At 55.8% G+C, this 17,002-nt stretch carries 12 protein-coding genes and 1 riboswitch; of the genes, 1 reads left to right on the top strand and 11 read right to left on the bottom strand.

Annotated features, from left to right (window positions below; all coding sequences use genetic code 11):
* Window positions 1–26: 26 nt before the first annotated feature.
* Window positions 27–213: riboswitch (cobalamin riboswitch) on the bottom strand.
* 174 nt (window positions 214–387) lie between these two features.
* Complete coding sequence (locus PGRAT_RS09365) at window positions 388–1,326, top strand: ArsR/SmtB family transcription factor (RefSeq protein WP_042266457.1); 939 nt, start codon at window positions 388–390, stop codon at window positions 1,324–1,326.
* 149 nt (window positions 1,327–1,475) lie between these two features.
* On the opposite strand, the gene PGRAT_RS09360 is transcribed toward PGRAT_RS09365, so the two are convergent.
* The 11 genes from PGRAT_RS09360 to PGRAT_RS09310 form a co-directional block, all read right to left on the bottom strand.
* Window positions 1,476–1,751, bottom strand: coding sequence for a DUF6171 family protein (locus tag PGRAT_RS09360; protein ID WP_025706738.1), 276 nt, complete (start codon window positions 1,749–1,751; stop codon window positions 1,476–1,478).
* Window positions 1,752–1,767: 16 nt separating this feature from the next.
* Window positions 1,768–3,264, bottom strand: coding sequence for an alpha-N-arabinofuranosidase (locus PGRAT_RS09355; protein ID WP_025706739.1), 1,497 nt, complete (start codon window positions 3,262–3,264; stop codon window positions 1,768–1,770).
* Window positions 3,265–3,451: 187 nt separating this feature from the next.
* A complete protein-coding gene (locus PGRAT_RS09350) occupies window positions 3,452–4,378 on the bottom strand; it encodes a 5'-3' exonuclease (protein WP_025706740.1) in 927 nt (308 codons plus the stop codon).
* Between the two features lie 52 nt (window positions 4,379–4,430).
* Window positions 4,431–5,375, bottom strand: a complete 945-nt coding sequence (locus PGRAT_RS09345; protein ID WP_042266456.1) for a sugar phosphate isomerase/epimerase family protein — start codon at window positions 5,373–5,375, stop codon at window positions 4,431–4,433.
* Window positions 5,376–5,397: 22 nt separating this feature from the next.
* Window positions 5,398–6,213, bottom strand: coding sequence for a carbohydrate ABC transporter permease (locus PGRAT_RS09340; protein WP_042266454.1), 816 nt, complete (start codon window positions 6,211–6,213; stop codon window positions 5,398–5,400).
* A gap of 32 nt (window positions 6,214–6,245) precedes the next feature.
* Window positions 6,246–7,124, bottom strand: a complete 879-nt coding sequence (locus PGRAT_RS09335) for a carbohydrate ABC transporter permease (RefSeq protein WP_025707424.1) — start codon at window positions 7,122–7,124, stop codon at window positions 6,246–6,248.
* Window positions 7,125–8,492: an ABC transporter substrate-binding protein gene (locus tag PGRAT_RS09330; protein ID WP_025707425.1), complete on the bottom strand. Its 1,368-nt coding sequence runs from the start codon at window positions 8,490–8,492 to the stop codon at window positions 7,125–7,127.
* 130 nt (window positions 8,493–8,622) lie between these two features.
* Window positions 8,623–9,426: an HAD-IIA family hydrolase gene (locus PGRAT_RS09325; RefSeq protein WP_238326867.1), complete on the bottom strand. Its 804-nt coding sequence runs from the start codon at window positions 9,424–9,426 to the stop codon at window positions 8,623–8,625.
* Window positions 9,427–9,636: 210 nt separating this feature from the next.
* A complete protein-coding gene (locus PGRAT_RS09320; protein WP_025707427.1) occupies window positions 9,637–10,215 on the bottom strand; it encodes a glycerol-3-phosphate responsive antiterminator in 579 nt (192 codons plus the stop codon).
* 94 nt (window positions 10,216–10,309) lie between these two features.
* Window positions 10,310–16,141 carry a glycerophosphodiester phosphodiesterase family protein gene (locus PGRAT_RS31540; protein ID WP_244884056.1) on the bottom strand — a complete coding sequence of 1,944 codons (5,832 nt, stop codon included), beginning with the start codon at window positions 16,139–16,141 and terminating at the stop codon, window positions 10,310–10,312.
* Window positions 16,142–16,456: 315 nt separating this feature from the next.
* Window positions 16,457–16,819 (bottom strand): Spx/MgsR family RNA polymerase-binding regulatory protein, encoded by a 363-nt coding sequence (locus PGRAT_RS09310; protein ID WP_025708345.1) that lies wholly within the window; start codon window positions 16,817–16,819, stop codon window positions 16,457–16,459.
* Between the last annotated feature and the right edge of the window lie 183 nt (window positions 16,820–17,002).

Genomic DNA, 17,002 nt, shown 5'->3' with positions numbered 1-17,002 from the left:
GTACACCGCTCCTATCCGCGTAGAGTCGTGTGTGCGCAAACAAGGTAGGTCTCCTGGCTCGGGATCATCGCTGGCCTTCGTCTTCCCCGGAGCAACCGAGTGACCTGTTGAAAGCTGGCTCTTCCTTACAGTGGCGGGACCGCTCGGGAGTTGCACCCGATTCCCTGTTATCCCTTGATGTGAATCAAAGGCACCTTGTTTCATCGCTAATTCATCCTGTACATCATAGCGGACATGGCTTAAGGTGTCTGTGATAAAAGTGGAGGTGTCCATGAAAAGGCAAGAAGCTTGTAAGAACCTGATTTGAATAATATAATTATTAACTATATAAGCAGTAACGGCTTCGCCGTCCCCTTATTGTATGAACCTGAACCCGGAGGCTGTCCTATGAAATTGGATCTTACCGAAGAATCCCTGCCTGTCTACGAGGCTTTATCGAGCGCCGTACGCCTCCGAATGCTCCGCCTGCTCGCCGTTCAGCCGATGAACGTCAAGGAGCTGGCAGCGGCAGCCCAGCTTAGCAGCGCGATTATGACGATGCATGTCCGCAAGCTGGAGGCGGCCGGGCTGATCCGGACACATATGGCTCCCGGGCGGAGCGGATTGCAAAAAATCTGCACGCTGGCGGCTGAAAGCGCAGAGATCATTTTCCCCGCTCAAACCGCAGCGGAACGCAAAAGCCACCGCAAAGAGATACCGGTCGGCCTCTACTCCGACTTCCGGATCGAACCGACCTGCGGTCTGGCAACGGTAGAGAAGGTCATCGGCAATTTTGACGACCCGCGCTACTTCTGGGATCTGGAGCGGATGAATGCAGGCATCCTCTGGTTCGGCAAAGGCTATGTCGAATACAAAATCCCCAACTTTCTCCTGTCCAGCGAGCAGCCGGAGGAGCTTGTCATTACCATGGAAATCGCCTCAGAGGCCCCTTCCATCAATAATAATTGGCCTTCGGATATCACCTTTACTTTGAACGGAACAAAGCTTGGCTTCTGGACCAGTCCCGGTGACTACGGAGACAGCAGGGGCAAATATACGCCTTCCTGGTGGCCTGCGCTCACAAATCAGTACGGACTGCTTAAGCAGCTGCGGGTTACCCCCAATGGGACCTTTATGGATGGACAAAAGCTGTCCGGGGTTACGCTGGATCAGGTGGATATCCGCAGCAAGCAGTGGACGTTAAGACTGTCTGTGGAGGAGGATGCCGAGCATATCGGCGGTCTGACGCTGTTCGGCAAAGGATTCGGCAACTATAACCAGGACATGCTGGTTGAATTGTTCTATACCTATCTCTCCGAGAGTCCCGGCGCTGCCGGAACACCTTAAGCCAGGCTCCATATGAGGATTACAATGAAGAATCCCCGATCCTCCGCAGCGGATGAAGCCAGCGAATGATCGGGGATTTGAGGTTAGGCCAGGATTCATGCCATGCTGTATTCTGCACAGCCTGACCCAAGGACGCGCGCGCGCCGCGCTTAGCCGTTAACCGGCTGCCACAGGCCGCCGCCGGGAAGCGGGCAGCCGCGCGCCTTCAGCCGGGCAACAACCGGGATAATGCAGCCGCAGGCGGTGCAGGTCACACCATCCTGCAGCTTCGGGCAGGTACCGCAAATGGCAAGCCGCTCCGCGTACACCTGATCGGAGGCGGTGTTGCTTTCGTTGAACATTGAGGACGCCAGTATACGCGCAATCTGGGCTTCCGTGACCTTATAATCGTCCCGGCACCCTTTGCAGGTTGAGGTTGCAGCCATAGCCATGCCCCTTCGATTAAGCCTTCGGTGTAATCGCCAGTACAGTCACCGACATTGCCGGCAGCTCGACAGTAATAGTATCTCCTTCCAGCTTAAAGGCAGTGAACGGCTGCGGAACAACTGCTTCCGGCTCGCTGAAAGTGTTATGGGCATCAATGGTTGCCCCGGCAAGCGTAGTGCCGGCAATGTCCACCGCTTGCCCGGCAAGGCCGCGCAGCTCCAGCGGAAGTACAGCCGCAGCCGCATGATTCAGATTGCACAGGCTGACATGAATAACACCTTCTGCTGTGACTGAAGCCGACGCCGAGACTTCCGGAATCTCCTTGCCGCCGAAGCTGTAAGAGCCGCTGTCCAGCGTCAGATCCAGCAGTTCGGCATCCTGATGCACTTTGTACATATTGAATACATGGTAGGTCGGAGTCAGCAGCATTTTTTCGCCTTCGGTAAGGATGACGGCCTGCAGCACGTTAATCGTCTGGGCAATGTTCGCCATCCGTACACGGTCGCTGTGCTTGTGAAAGATATTCAGCGTCAGTCCGGCAACCAGCGCATCGCGGATCGAGTTCTGCTGGTACAGAAAACCCGGGTTCGTGCCCGGCTCTACATCGTACCAGGTTCCCCATTCATCGACGATCAGGCCGACTCTTTTCTCCGGATCATATTTGTCCATAATGACGCTGTGGCGGGTGACCAGCTCTTCCATGCGCAGCGCTTTTTCCAGAGTGGTGAAGTATTCCGCAGTATCAAAACCGGTAGCCGCGCCCTTCTGCTCCCAAGTTGCGCCGGGAACGGTGTAGTAATGCAGCGTGATGGAGTCCATAAACCGCGCAGCTTCGCGCATGAGCACTTCCATCCAGTGATAATCATCCGCATTCGGGCCGCAGGCAATCCGATGAATCCGGTTGTCCCCGTAGTTGCGCACATACGTCTGGTATTGGCGGTACAGGTCAGCGTAATATTCAGGACGCATATTCCCTCCGCAGCCCCAGTTTTCATTGCCCACGCCAAAATATTTCACAGCCCAGGCCTCTTCCCGGCCATTCTTCGTGCGCAGCTCAGCCATCGGAGATACACCGTTAAAGGTCAGGTATTCCACCCATTCCGACATTTCCTGAACCGTTCCGCTGCCCACGTTGCCGTTGATGTATGGCTCACATTCCAGCATGGCGCACAGCTCCATGAATTCATGGGTTCCAAAATGGTTGTTCTCCACCGCGCCGCCCCAGTGCGTGTTAATCATCCGTTTGCGGCCTTCGCGCGCACCGATGCCATCCTTCCAGTGATATTCATCGGCAAAACAACCGCCCGGCCAGCGCAGTACCGGCACCTTAATTTCCTTAAGCGCTTCCACAACATCATTGCGGATGCCCTTGGTGTTTGGAATCGGAGAGTCCTCCCCTACCCAGATCCCTTCATAAATGCAACGTCCTAAATGCTCGGAAAAATGACCATAAATATTCCGGTTAATCGTTCCCTTGCGGATATCCGTATGAAGCACAACACGCTGAGTCATTCCTATGCCGCCTCTCTTAATTAATATATTTATTAACTACTTAATAATTATATTAACATTATAAAGCGCTTCTTTCGCATCCGTCAACAACAAAAAAACGCCTCCCTGCCGTTGTCGGCTCAGGAAGCGCTTCTGCTGTAATCTGGATATATGTTACTATTAAGATCCTGCCGGACAGAGATGGGCCTTAACCCAGATCCCCTAGTTCAATCTGCACAATTCCCCGTTCATCCTTCACCGAGCCGACAAGATGCATCAGGCTGCCGAACTCCAGCTCCTGGAATTTGCGTGCTGCTCTATCCCGCTGCAGCTCCCACAGACATTCTGCAAGTGTACAGACCACCGGCACATCGCAGCGGATTTCCGCCAGCTCGCGGGACAGGTGGAGCATGTCGAGGTCGGCTTCGATTTTGGCCCGCACCCCTTTGGGCAGCAGGTGAAGATTCTCGATCACGCCTTCCACGGTGCCGTATTCCATCAGCAGCTTCAGCGCCGTCTTTTCGCCGATGCCGCGCACTCCCGGATAGTTGTCGCTGGTATCGCCCATGAAGCCCTTCAGGTCAATTACCTGGGCTGGAGTCAGCCCTCGTTCCTCCAGCAGCTCCGCCGGATCGTAGACCTTGTAATTGGAGCGGCCTTTTTTCATAATTACGACCTTAACGCTGTCGCTGACCAGCTGCAGCATGTCATGATCCCCGGTCAGAATATACACCTCGGATTCCCCGCTGTAGCACGAAGCCAGCGTGCCGATGCAGTCATCCGCTTCATAACCTGCCAGTCCGATATTCGGCACACCTAGCTCGGCAACCACCTCTTTGACCAGGTCAAACTGCGGAATCAGCTCCAGCGGGGCATCAATCCGGTTCGATTTGTAGCCGTCATACTTCTCCGTGCGGAAGGTCCCCTTGCCCATATCCCAGCAGCAGACCACATGGGAAGGCTCAAACGTGCTGACCGCATCGAAAAAATACTGCAAAAACCCGTATACTGCATTCGTCGGCAGTCCGGCTTTGGTCTTGCGGATATATCCTCCATAGGCGGTCGCATAGAAAGCCCGGAACAGCAGAGCCATTCCGTCGACGATCATTACCCGTTCCTTTGTTTCTGAACTCATTGTGTGTAACACCTGCTTTATGGATATTGGAACATGCATTCCTCTATCAAGTCTACCTTATTCCCGGGACAGGTTCAATGCCATAGACCGCCTGGTATTGCTTCCGTAAATGGTGAAGTTTGGCTGCGGACGGCAGCAGATCTCCGGGATGCCGCAGCTCAAGCACCCAGGCGCCATGGAATCCGCCTGCCGCCAGCCCGGCGAGCACCGCCTCCAGCGGCAGCTTGCCTTGGCCGAGCCCCAGGTGCTCATCCTGCTCAGCGGCATTGTCGCTGAGATGCAGCGCGACCAGGCGGGGCATGGCCTGCTGCAGCATCAGCAGGCAGCGGTCCCTGCCTGCCATCAGGGCATGGCCGCTGTCGAACACCAGACCTATGCGGGAGGAATCCACCCGCGCGGCGAGCTCCAGCAGCTCAGTGACCTCCGTCCCCAGCAGCCCGGGGTACGGGGGAACATTCTCCAGCGCAATAACCGCCGCAGAGCCGGCGGTTTCCGTCAGTATCCGCTGGAGGAATCGCACCACCCGCGCCTTGGCCGCTTCCCGCAGGCCCGACGAAGCTCCTCTTGCGCCTGCCGCTTCCCGCAAGCCCGCCGAAGCTCCTCCGGCGCCTGCCGCTTCCAGCAGCGGGGCTGCCTCAGTGTCCGCAGCAGACAGCTCGCCTGCATGCAGCACCACGTAGCTGCAGCCCAGCGCTTCTGCTGCACGCAGCGTATCCAGCAGCAGCGTTTCCGCCTCCGCCCGCCGCTGCCCGTCCGCTGCTGCCGGATTGCAGCCGGTAATCGGTGCGTGGATGCTCCAGCGGATGCCAAATTCCTTGCCCTTGCTGGCCAGCGAAGCCAACTGGCCTGCCGTCCATTCCAGCAGCTCCCCATGCCTGCCTTCGCACATAATCTCAATGTGTTTCCAGCCCTCAGCAGCAAGTAATTCAATAGCCTCTGCCAGCGGACGGCCGATGTAGACATAAGTAGATACCGCGCAGTCCTGTAACGACGTCATCTGAACTCCTCCTTGAACAGCTTTATTTAATGCCGGAATGCATGAAGCTCTCAATGAACTGGCGCTGGAACACCAGGAAGATCAGCAGCAGCGGGGTGATTACCAGCAGTGTAGCCGCGCTGACTTCCGTCCACTGCACCCCAATCTCGAATGACTGGGCAAAAATCGACAGCCCCACCGTAAGCGGCCGGTTCTCTACTGAATTGGTGATTATCAGCGGCCAGAGAAAGTTATTCCACTGATAGCTGATCGAGACCAGTGCGAAGGCCACATAAGTGGGCCGGGCCAGCGGGAAATAAATTTTCCACAGGACCTGCCATTGGCTGCAGCCCTCGATCAGCGCCGCCTCTTCCAGCTCGGCAGGGATCGTCTTAAATACCTGGCGCAGCAGAAAAATTCCGAACGCCGAAGCCAGAAACGGCAGCATAATGCCCAGCTTGGTGTCGAGCAGCGACAGCTGCTTCAGGACGTTGTAGTTGGGGAAGATCAGCACATCGGCGGGTATCATTATCTGCACCAGAAACAGCAAGAACACTATGCTGCTGCCGGCAAAGGTTACACGGGCAAAAGCAAAAGCAGCCATGCTGGCCGTCAGCATCTGCACAGCAAACACGCACACCACAATCAGAATCGTGTTGAGATAATAAGTGGCAAAAGGCGCGGCAGACCAGACCGTAGCGAAGTTGTTCAAAGTGAAGTCCAGCGAGAACAGACCCGAAAGCGCTGCATGACGGGGACGAAACGCCGTCACCGTCATCCAGAGCAGCGGGATCAGCCAGAAGGCCGCGAGGGCCAGCATCAGTAAATTTCCGAGTCTGGATGTAAATTTGATTATCATAGAATTGCCCTCCTTCCGGCAGCCATGCAGATTTAGTTATAGTGAATTCTCCGGTCCAGGCCAAAGAACTGCACAGCCGCAATCAGCAGCAGTACGGCAATCATCACCACCGTCAGCGCAGACGCCATTCCCTGATCCCAATAGCTGAACGCTGTTTCATAAATGTAATAGAGCAGCAGATTGCTGGCGTTATTGGGGCCGCCCCGGGTCATGATCATCAGGTGGTCGACAAGCTTGTAGGCGTTGGTGAGCGCAACAATACTTACGAACAGCGTAGTCGGCATCAGCAGCGGGAAAGTGATTTTGCGGAACACGGTGAACCGGCCCACCCCATCGACATGTGCGGCTTCATACAGCTCTTTCGAGATATTTTGCAGACCGGCGAGGTAAAAAATCATAAAGAATCCCGCTTCCTTCCAGATGATCATCAGGATCATCGCCCACATCACCAGCCCCGGTGTGCCCAGCCAGTTGATATCGTTCATACCGAACCAGGACAGGAGCCGGCTCATAAATCCGTATTCCGGTGTATAAATAAAAAGCCAAATATTCGCTGCTGCAATCATGGGAATCAGCGTCGGATAAAAGAACGCTGAACGCATAAATCCCCGGCCGAGCAGCGCCTTGTTGGCGAAGACTGCCATCAAAAGCGCCAGAGCGATTCCGAGTGGAACCGTCCCCAGCGCAAACAGCACATTATTGCCCATAACCTTGCGGAAGACCTCGTCTTGAAACATCGTGCGGTAATTGCCGAGACCCGTGAAGACGGGCTCCGGTGTGGACAGATCCGCCTGGAACAGACTCAGCCGCAGTGTCAGCGCAATCGGATAGAAGGTGAACAGCAGCAGAAATAACAGTGAGGGCAGCAGCAGCAGCCAGGCGAACCCGTTTCTTCTCAGCCTTGCATTCATTTACTTATTAAAGGAAGCCAGAGCCTTGTCCGCTTCATTCTGCGCTTTCTGCAGGGCTTCCGCCGGTGTCAGCTCATTGGTGAGTGCGGCTTGAACGGAGTCACTGAGGATTTTGACAATCCTGCCGTTGTTATGGGTCGACAATTCGGCGGATGCATATTCCAGCTGGTCACGGGCAATCAGCGCAGCCGGGAACTCAGCGGCATAAGCCTTCATCCGTCCGGTTTCATACGCCGATTTCTTCACTGCCACATAGCCGGTATCGATACTCCACTGCGCCGCACGTTCGGTTTCAGTCATGAACTTGACGAATTTCCAGGCTGCTTCCTGCTTCTTCTTATCGATATCCTTGAAAATATAGAAGTTGCCGCCGCCGGTAGGGCTGCCGTATTGCTTCTGCGCCGGCAGGAAGCTGACGCCGAAGTCAAAAGACGCATTTTTTTTGACATTGGTCAGGTTGCCGGTGGTATGGTACATCATCGCAGTTTTTCCTTCCAGGAAGTCGGAAGGCACCGTGCTCCAATCGGTTACACCGCCAGGCATAGCCTTGTGCTTCGCCGCCAGATCGACCCAATACTGGAGTCCCTCGACGTTCTCCGGAGTATTGAACATTACTTTTTTGCCGTCAGGAGCCATCAGATTGTTGCCGTTCTGCAGCGCGAAGGTCTGAAGCATCCAATAAGCGTATCCGGTCACCGGAATCTCCAGCCCCCACTTGCCGCCACCGGCCAGCTTGACCGCGTATTCCTGCATCTCTGCCCAGGTTGCAGGCGGCTTCTCCGGGTCCAATCCGGCAGCCTTGAACATATCTTTGTTGTAATACAGAACTATGGTGCTGCGCTGGAACGGAATACTGTAGGTTTTGCCCTCTGTCTGGGAATTCTCCATAAAAGCCGGATAGAAGTCAGACAAATAAGTGTCTCCTCCCTCCTGCTCTATGAACTCGTCCAGCGGAATAATCGCATCCATATCCAGCAGGCTGAACAGCTCTGTCGACTGCAATACCGCTACATCGGGCGGCTGTTTCGACTGGACTCCGGCTTGGGTTTTGACCGCTGTATCGGCATAGCTGCCGGTGTATACCGGCTTAACTACAATATCCGGGTTCTCCTTCATAAAGTCTGCAGTCATAGCTTCAATGGTAGCCGTCAGCGGTCCTCCGACAGCAATCGGGTAATAGTAAGTCAGCTCCGTCTTGGTTCCTTTATCCGCCGGAGCGGCTGCGGCTTCGCCTGCCCCGGTGCCGCTGCCTTTGCCAGCGGCGTTATTGTTGTTTGTGTTCGAGTTTGTGTCTGTGTTGTTGCCGCAGCCTGCCAACACCGACATTCCCAGTGCAGCCGCCATAACCATTACATTCACTTTACGCATCCCTGTAATCTCCTCCATTTATCTATTCATAAGTAGCAGAAAGATCGGCCGCCCTCGGCGCACAGCAGATCCTCTTACTCTGACCAACATGGGAATCCCTCTGTAATCCTGTGGTTCAACGCTGCTGCAATCAGGACAGGCGCAACTGATTCTGCAGCATCTCGGACATTGAGGTCCAGATATGGTCCGGCAGGGTCGAATATTGCTCCAGATCCTCTCTCGCGGTCACTCCGGTCAACACCAATGCAGTGCTGATGCCGTGGCTCAGGCCAAAGAGGATGTCCGTGTCCATCCGGTCTCCGACCATCAGACAGTTCTCCCGCCTTGTTCCGCTCTGCTCTAGTACCTTCTCCGCATAATAGGCGGAGGGCTTGCCGATAATCTCTTGTACAGTGCCGCAGCTGGCTGCCTCAATGGCCTTGACCATGGCCCAGGTATCGGGAAGCAAGTCGCCCACTACCGGACAATTCGGATCAGGATTTGCGGCAATCAGATACGCGCCCGCCCGGACAGCCTTCATTGCCCGGTGAAGCTTCTCATAATCAAAATTGCGGTCCATCCCGACCAGCACATGCGTGGCTTCCATAGGTTCATCGGTCAGTGCAGTCCCTCCGCAGGCCATCTCATATTTTAAAGCCTGCTCGCCAATCACCATCACCTGCGGCTTACGGTTGTTCATTCCCTGCATTTCCCGGAAATACACCGCAGATACCGAAGCCGCAGTCACCACTTCCTCCGTACGGACCTCAATCCCCATCAACGTTAGCCGATTCCGGCATTCTTCCCGGGTCCGGATGGTGGTATTGCTCAGGAACAACACCTGCTTCCCGTGCTCCCTTAGATACTTCAGTGTCTGCCTTACTCCCGGCAGCAGCAGGTCACCAATAAAAATGGTGCCGTCTAAATCAAAAAAATACGTCTCGTACGCAAGCACATCCTGCAATGGGAAAGCAGCCTCCTTAATGGAAACAAACCAAAAAACCCTATATCCAGCACAGTAAGCGGGCATGATGAATCCGCCGTCTACATAGCTGCATAAGGGTTTTCTCTTCGTCTCCGACCCTTGATATGAAATTGAACAGTGCTAACTTACGTTTACTTCTTCACTATAAATAAACCGTGTCATCCTGATATTAACTCCAGGTTAAGCTTGTGCAAAACTGTGCCAAAGCTCCGGGTTGCCCATCGATACTGCACTCGCTCCCGCTTGGAGAGCGGTCTGAATCTCCTGATGATCCTTAATCAGGCCGCCGGCAATGATAGGACGGGAAGTGCTGCTGCTCAGCTCCGTAATGACCCTGGGAATCAGCCCCGGCATGACTTCAAGCGCATCCGATTCATTCTGGCGCACGTTGTTTATGCCGTGTTCCAGCGCGGAGGTGTCGATCAGGAACAGGCGCTGGATCGCCAGAAGCCCGCTTTTCTTAGCCTGCTTGACCATATGGTTCTTGGTTGAGATAATGCCGGTCGGGCCAATCTTCTCGGCAATATATTTGACCACCAGAGGATCACTGCCCAATCCGCCGATAAAATCGACATGCAGGAAAACCTTCTTGCCGGCTTCCAGGCCCTGCCTCACATATTGCTTCACAGTGAACAGGTCGCCGATCAGCAGAAAAATCATCGGCCACTCGCTGTCGCAAGCCTTCTGCAGGTCTTCAGCCTTGCGCACTGCCGGTATAATCCTGTGGTTGCCGCTTCCCGCAAACAGTCCGTTCTTCACCTGTTATCCCCCTTCTGTGCCAGTGAATATTGACCATTGTAACAGCCGTTTGTCAGCGCGGTATTAACGGCGGGACCGCAGTCCCGCCACCACGTCATTGGATGAAGCCCGCCAAGCTCAGGAACCGCTGCAGCAGCACGGCCGATTGGGCGCGGGTTGCGCTCATTTCCGGCATCAGCAGCTCTTTCGATACACCGTTCATTAATCCGGCTTGAATGACGATGTTCCATTCCCCGCGCGCCCATGAGATGCCTGCCGCATCCTTGAACAGCTCCAGGGCTGGCGGTGATTCCGCAGCTGCGCTGCCAGCGGCGCTGTCCTGCCCGATGTAGCGCAGGGCCCGGGCCAGCATCACCGCTTGCTCACTGCGGGTCACCTTGGCATCCGGACGGAGAGTTCCGTCGCCGAAACCGCTGATCAAGCCGGCAGCAGCGGCGGCGTTTACGTCGCCCGCGAACCAGTCCGCAGGCTGAACATCCGGCCAGGCTGCCTTCTTCCCGCTGCCTTGACCGGCTGGCAGGGCCAGCGCGCGGGCCAGCATGGCGGCGAATTCCGCCCGGGTTACCGCGCGGTCCGGTTCAAAACGCCCGCCGCCGGTTCCGTTCAGCAGCAATTTGTCTGCCAGCTGCTTCGCCTGCCGTTCAGCCCAGTGCCCATTCAGGTCACTAAATGATGTATCCAGCGTCATGACGCTCAGGATGCTGCTGCCGCTCTGGATCTGGCGCAGCATTCCCTCCGTTCCATCGCCGGTAAAATTGGCGGGCACGAAGGACAGGGTTCCCTTCTCCGGCGAGAACATGACTCCAGTTGCCGTGCTGCCAGCCGGCGAGTCCAGGACCAGCGAACGCGTGAGATAACGGGAACCGGACGTGACCGGAATTGATCGCCCGTCTGACAGCACTTCAAGATTAAACTCTACCGCAGCGGACATTTGCCGGCCACCGGCCAGCTCCACCGCGCGGGTTACTGCCGCCGCCGCTGCTCCATCCAGCCTGCGGATGGTAACCTTAAGCTTCATCTCCTGCAAGCCTGTGCCCAGCGCGGCAGCCTGCTGTTCAAGCTGCAGCTGCTCCAGCGGGAGCATGTATCCGGCCTTCGCTTCAGTATGGGTCACCTTCAGCAGGGCACCGCTGTGCGCGGCGTTCTGCAATACAGCTGCCGGAAGCTCCAGGGCATCGCCGGTGAAGTTGACTGCCGCCTGCGCGGAGGTACGGAACGCTTTTTCCAGAACAGCCGCCTCTACTGTGCCATCCGCCGCTTCAAGTACAGGCAATGCCGGGGAAGGGGGCGCGCCAACTGTTCCAGGCACACTGGTATATCCGGCTCCAGGCGCTGCACTAGGAAATGTATAGCCTCCAGCTCCCGAACTTGGTGCCAAAGTGGCTGCAGGCGCCGGCGATGGCGTAACCGTTGGAGTTGCAGTTGGAGTTGCCGTCGGTGTTATTGTCGGCGTTGGGGCGGATGTCGGACCCGCAGCACTTTTCACCGTAATTTCCACCGGCTGCGAATAAAGATCATACGTGCCTCCATTCTCAATGGAAGCTGAATAACGCAGCAGCACATGGGCGGTTCCCGGTTTCCGGGCATTCACCCGGCTTCCATCCCCCTGCAGCAGCTCCTGCCCATCCAGGAATACAAGCTCAGGCGTGATCTCCTTGTGCTCGCCCTTATAGGTCTCAACGAAGGCTTCCAGCTCCCGTTCCTCTCCTGGATTCAGTTCAATCTTGGCAGTTTTCGCACTCAGTGATGCTGCCCAATCGGAGGCCCAGTAAGCATAGTCCGTAGTGATGCCGAACGCTCCAAGCTTCAGAAAGCGGATCACATCCTCGCGTTTGTTAAGCGTCCAGGGTGAGATCAGCAGGCCACGGTGTACCGCCGCCTCCATGAACTCCGGTCCAAGCCCGCTGTAATCCGTATTGAAGGTCAGATTAAGCTTCGACACCGTCTTCAGCGTATCCCGAAGCGAGCCTTCCACGTTATTTTCGCTGGCAATATAACCGGTCAGCAGTCCGGCGGGAATCTCCGGCATCAGTTTATTCAACCGCTCCAGCTGGGCTGAATGGAAAGACATCACATTTACAATGTCCTCTGCATGATGCGCCTTCACTGTGCGGACAAAAGCATCCACCGCCTCCGGCGTCTGCGTCTTGATCTCGGCATACACCAGCTTGCCGCGCGAACGCGCCAGCTCCAGCTGCTCATCCAGGGTCGGCATTCTCACGAGCGGGAAGCCCTCCGGGTAAGTCTTGTTGGCATTGTAGGTTTTGAGCTGCTCCAGTGAATAATTCTCCACCGGTCCGCTGCCGTCCGTTGTGGTTTCCAATACCGGGGAGTGCGTGATGATCAGATGCCCGTCCGTAGTCAGAAACATGTCATTTTCAATAAAATCCGCTCCGGCATCCAGTGCCAAAACGTTGCTTTCGATCGTATTCTCCGGCGACACGGAAGGCATTCCGCGGTGTCCAATGATATGCACCTTGCGGATCAGCGTGGTATCGCGGTTGTACAGCGCCAGTGCGGCATGGGCCGCAGAGGGCAAATCAATGACCAGACCGTTCACGCCGGCTGTGATCAATTGATGCAATCCGGCTGTCATGCCGGAAGGTGCAGGCGCCTTCGCCTCACTCCAGACCATTACCGCCAGCTTCTGCAGATACGCCGTATTCTCGCGGGTCGCAGCATTCCCAGCCAGCAGCGCTACTCTCGCTCCGCTGGCCGTTGTGGCACGGCGCATCTCCAGCAGCTCCTCCGGCCCCGGATTCCCGGCAGCGGTGAAGTCGAGAATGCCGCGGGCCATCGGGTAAGCCGCCCTGGCCCGCTTAATCAGCTCCCCTTGCTCCGAGACCACGAACACGTCCTCCAACCCGCGTTCCCGCAGCACCTGCACCAGCCGGTCTACAGCCAGCGCATCATGCACATAAAAAGCAGGGATTACCCGGTCCCCGGCTGCCGCCAGCACCTCAGGCAGAGCGGCAATTTCGGCTCCGGTTCCCGGTTCAATCACCATCAGCTCCGGGTTCAGATGCAGGATTGCCGTAGCCGGAAGCTGATCTGCGGCCAGCTTGCCAAGGTCGCTTGACTGCTTGATCTCTGTAACAATCGTCGGGGCGAGCGCAATTTGCGTTTGCGGCTCTGCCACTTTAATGAAGGGCTCGATCACAGGTGCCGGCAGCGGTTCCTCCAGCAAGGTCACCCGAAGGTTATCGACCCGCATCCTGCTGCTGTCCGCCTGCAGGCCAATCCCGCCTTTGGCATAACGGTTCGCCCGAAGCGTCTCGATAATCAGCTGATTGTTAATCCACTCCTGAACCTGGTTTCCGTAAGCCTTGATCGTATAATGCAGCGGTACACCTTCGGCCAGAGGCTCCGTATAAGAGCCTCTCTCCATTACATTCCATTGATTGGCCGCCGTCCGCTCGGCGAATTCCACACCATTGGCAGCGGAAGGATCTTTGCGCACCGCCATCTGGTAATACGGATAATCGCCCTGCTGGACCCGGAACATCACCGAATTCCAGCGCGAGGCATTCAGCGCGTCCGTGTGGGTGATATCACCTTCAATCACATAGTTGCCAAACAGGCTTAGATAATCCGGCAGCATTAAGCGTAATGGATTGTCCGGGGCCGCGGTGGCGTTCAGCTCCAGCGCTCCACCCTTCACGGCAGCTTTGCCGGCTGTCATGCCCTGCACCTTTTTCCAGCCGTCAGGAAGCGTCCCCTCCGGTGTGCTGTCAAAGTTATCCTCGAACAACACGTATTCCTTGGCTTCCGGTTTTTTGGCCACCAGAATTAATCTGATAACAGCATCATCCTTCCGCCCGGTCAGCTGGTGTATGCCTTCGGTCTCGACAGTTATCCCGTCTTTGCCGAGAATGACCCCCTTGCTGTCTGTGCTCCATTCCAGCGCATCCCCCTTCAGTTCTCCCGTGCTGTAGTCACTGGATTCTGCGTGGAACGCCAGCGCGTCTAATGCCAGCTCCCGGCCGGTCTGCGCCAGCACATAGCCGGTTTCGTGACTGAGGCTCAGCACCTTTGCCCCTGTCTTGGAAGGCGTAACGGTCAGCAGACGGCTGGCCTCCGCCTGATAGTAGACGGCTGTGACCGTAGCCTGCCCTTCTTTGACCGGCACTGGCTGATTGTTGACAATCCGCACAATGCTTTCGTCGGAAGAGTACAGCTTTAAGCCGTTGGCCTGCACCGGCTCTGTCAGCCCGTCAGAATAATACACCGAAGCTGTTACCGTAAGCGGTCCCGCCAGTGCCTCCGCTTGCTGCGGCAGATCCAGCTCCAGACGGTCGGCTGTAAGCCGAGTCACCTTCAGGTTGTCAAATGAAACCGCTGACTGGTCAGCCTGGAAGCCCACCTTGCCTTTATCCAGCAGCCCGTTCTCAAGCGGTTTGTCCAGCAGCAGCGTATAATCCGCCTCATCCTTGGCCTTGATGTATTCCTTGACGTTGTCGCCGAAGACACGGACCTTCATTGAATAATCCTTGTTCAAGGGAAGCGGTGCACCGTTTCCGTCCGACGTCACATTCCAGGCACCGTCCGGCTTCCGGTAGGCCAGCTCGTATTTCCCGTTCTGGCGCACCGCCATCTGGTAATACGGCAGTTTGCCGTTGGCCGGGACGCGGAACATAAGCGCTGCCCAGCGGGCACTGTTCAGCACACTTTCGAAGCGGACATCCGCTTCAATCACATAATGATCCGCCTGCACCGGGGCCACAATCCGGCCCTGCCGTCCGGCGGCATTGCCGTCAAACCGCAATCTGCCATTGCTGTAGACGGCTTCCGTAACACTGTTATTGTTTTGGCCTTGGTCTGGGTCGTAGGTTGCTTCCATAACACTGGTAATGTCTTGGCCTGAGTTGTATGTTGCTTCCGTCACCGCACTCGGCTCCCGCACTACCGCAAACGGGCTGCTGCCTGCACTCCCGTCGGCAATCCAGTCTTCGGGTATGGCTCCATCCGCGTAACCGTCAAAATTTTCCTCCAGCAGTATTGGATTCATCTCCCCGCTGGCCGGTTGTTCGTCACTCAACGTAATGACTCCATAGCCGGAAGTATCATTCCAGAAGCTGGAGGAATTGTAGGCGCTCCAGTACCCCGTGCGCTGCGCTGTGGCGTCAGATTTCTCCAGCCGGTCAGTCACACTCAGCTCCAGCCCCAATTGCTTCTTCAGATGCGGGTCCAGGCCCAGCATCTCCCAAGGTACAGCCATTTCCGCGCTCCAGCCCTGCCCGGTCTGTTGGATAGCACGCAGCACCTGCTTCTCATCCTTGCCCTGATGATTGTTCAGCGCCGCACCGAAGCGGAATTCAGGCGTGCTGCTGCCCGGCTGATAGAGGATGCCGATCTGCATATCCTCCTTCGCAAAAGGGGATGAGCGGTGCAGCGTCGGGTCGAGAAACAGATTCAGATTGTCCTGATCGAACCAATACCCCGTACCGTTGTGGATCGGTGTGCTGTCAGGCGCATCAACGGCGATGTATAAATAAGTGCTGTCCCACAGCAGCCCGAAGCTGCTTTTCTCCCCTGCCGGCTCCCCGGTCCGCACGCTTAATGACTCGTCAAGACTCCAGAAGCTTTCGTCCAGTTTGCCGTCAATCAGCGGAGCGGTCAGTGTTCGTCTGACCTCAGCTTCCGCTCTACCAGGCTCGGCAGCTGCTGACCCTGCAGATACCGGTGCTGTAGGTATCGGTGCTGCAAGTGTCGGTGCTGTAGGTTCCAGTAGAACATTTTCCGGTTCCGGTGACTCTGCTGTTGCTGGTGATGACATTTCAGGCGCCGCTGTTGAGAACACGGCAGCCGAAGCGGTTGCGGACAATAATGACGTATCCAGTAAGCCGGTCAATATAGCTGCAATCGCCACCAGGTTCACCAGCTTTTTTGCTGTTCTCACTTTTTGCACTTTTTGCACTTTTTGCATCTGTGACTGTACCCTCCCAAATGTTCGTAGTGAAATCTGAGCAGCACAAAAAACCCTACAATCCGTCAAAGTGTAATCAGACCCGGAATGGGCCTGTATTCACTCTGACGCATAGAGGGTTTTCTCCTCGTCTCCTACCCTGCGGCTTTAAGTTGGCGCTCTCAGGTTTACTTTAAAGCGGAAGAATCATCACAGTATCAACGCCGGGTTAAGCTAATGTCAATTCAGAACGCTGTCCCGGAGGTACAGCCCGATTCGGCGCACTGGAATAGCAGAAAAGCTTGGACGCCCTTCCGCAGCAGGGAAACCCGGATGCTACATAGACCAGGATTCGCTGAACGCCTCTTCCTTAAAGCCCACGGTAACCTTCTTGCCGTCAGTGACAACCGGACGTTTGATCAGCATGCCGTGCTTGGACAGCAGCTCCAGCTGCTCCTCCTCACTGAGATGCGGAAGCTTGTCCTTCAGCCCAAGGTTCTTATACACCTCACCGCTTGTATTAAAAAACTTCTTCAGCTCAAGCCCGCTGTTCGCCACCAGCACGCGCAGTTCTTGGGCGGTAGGCGGCTGCTCAGCGATATGCTGCAGCTCCAGCTCATGGCCTGCTTCCTTTAACCACTTTACCGCACTGCGGCACGTGCTGCATTTGGGATATTGATAGACTTTTAAATGACTCATCGGCTGCTCCTTCAGTGTATATTGAGAATGATAGGTTGTGTAAGTTAAAGTAAATAGTAGAGTTTAAAGCAAAGGTACTTTTACCTCTCATTTCCTTCTATAGCTCACTTGTGACAAATTCAAAGGCACTTTCTCCTCTCATTTCCTCCTATAGCTTACTTGGGACAAATCAGAGGTATTTTT

The organism is Paenibacillus graminis, assembly GCF_000758705.1.
Lineage (GTDB): Bacteria > Bacillota > Bacilli > Paenibacillales > Paenibacillaceae > Paenibacillus_AQ > Paenibacillus_AQ graminis.
Note: the sequence above shows the minus strand (reverse complement) of the source record. Positions and strands in the feature narration are given on the sequence as shown.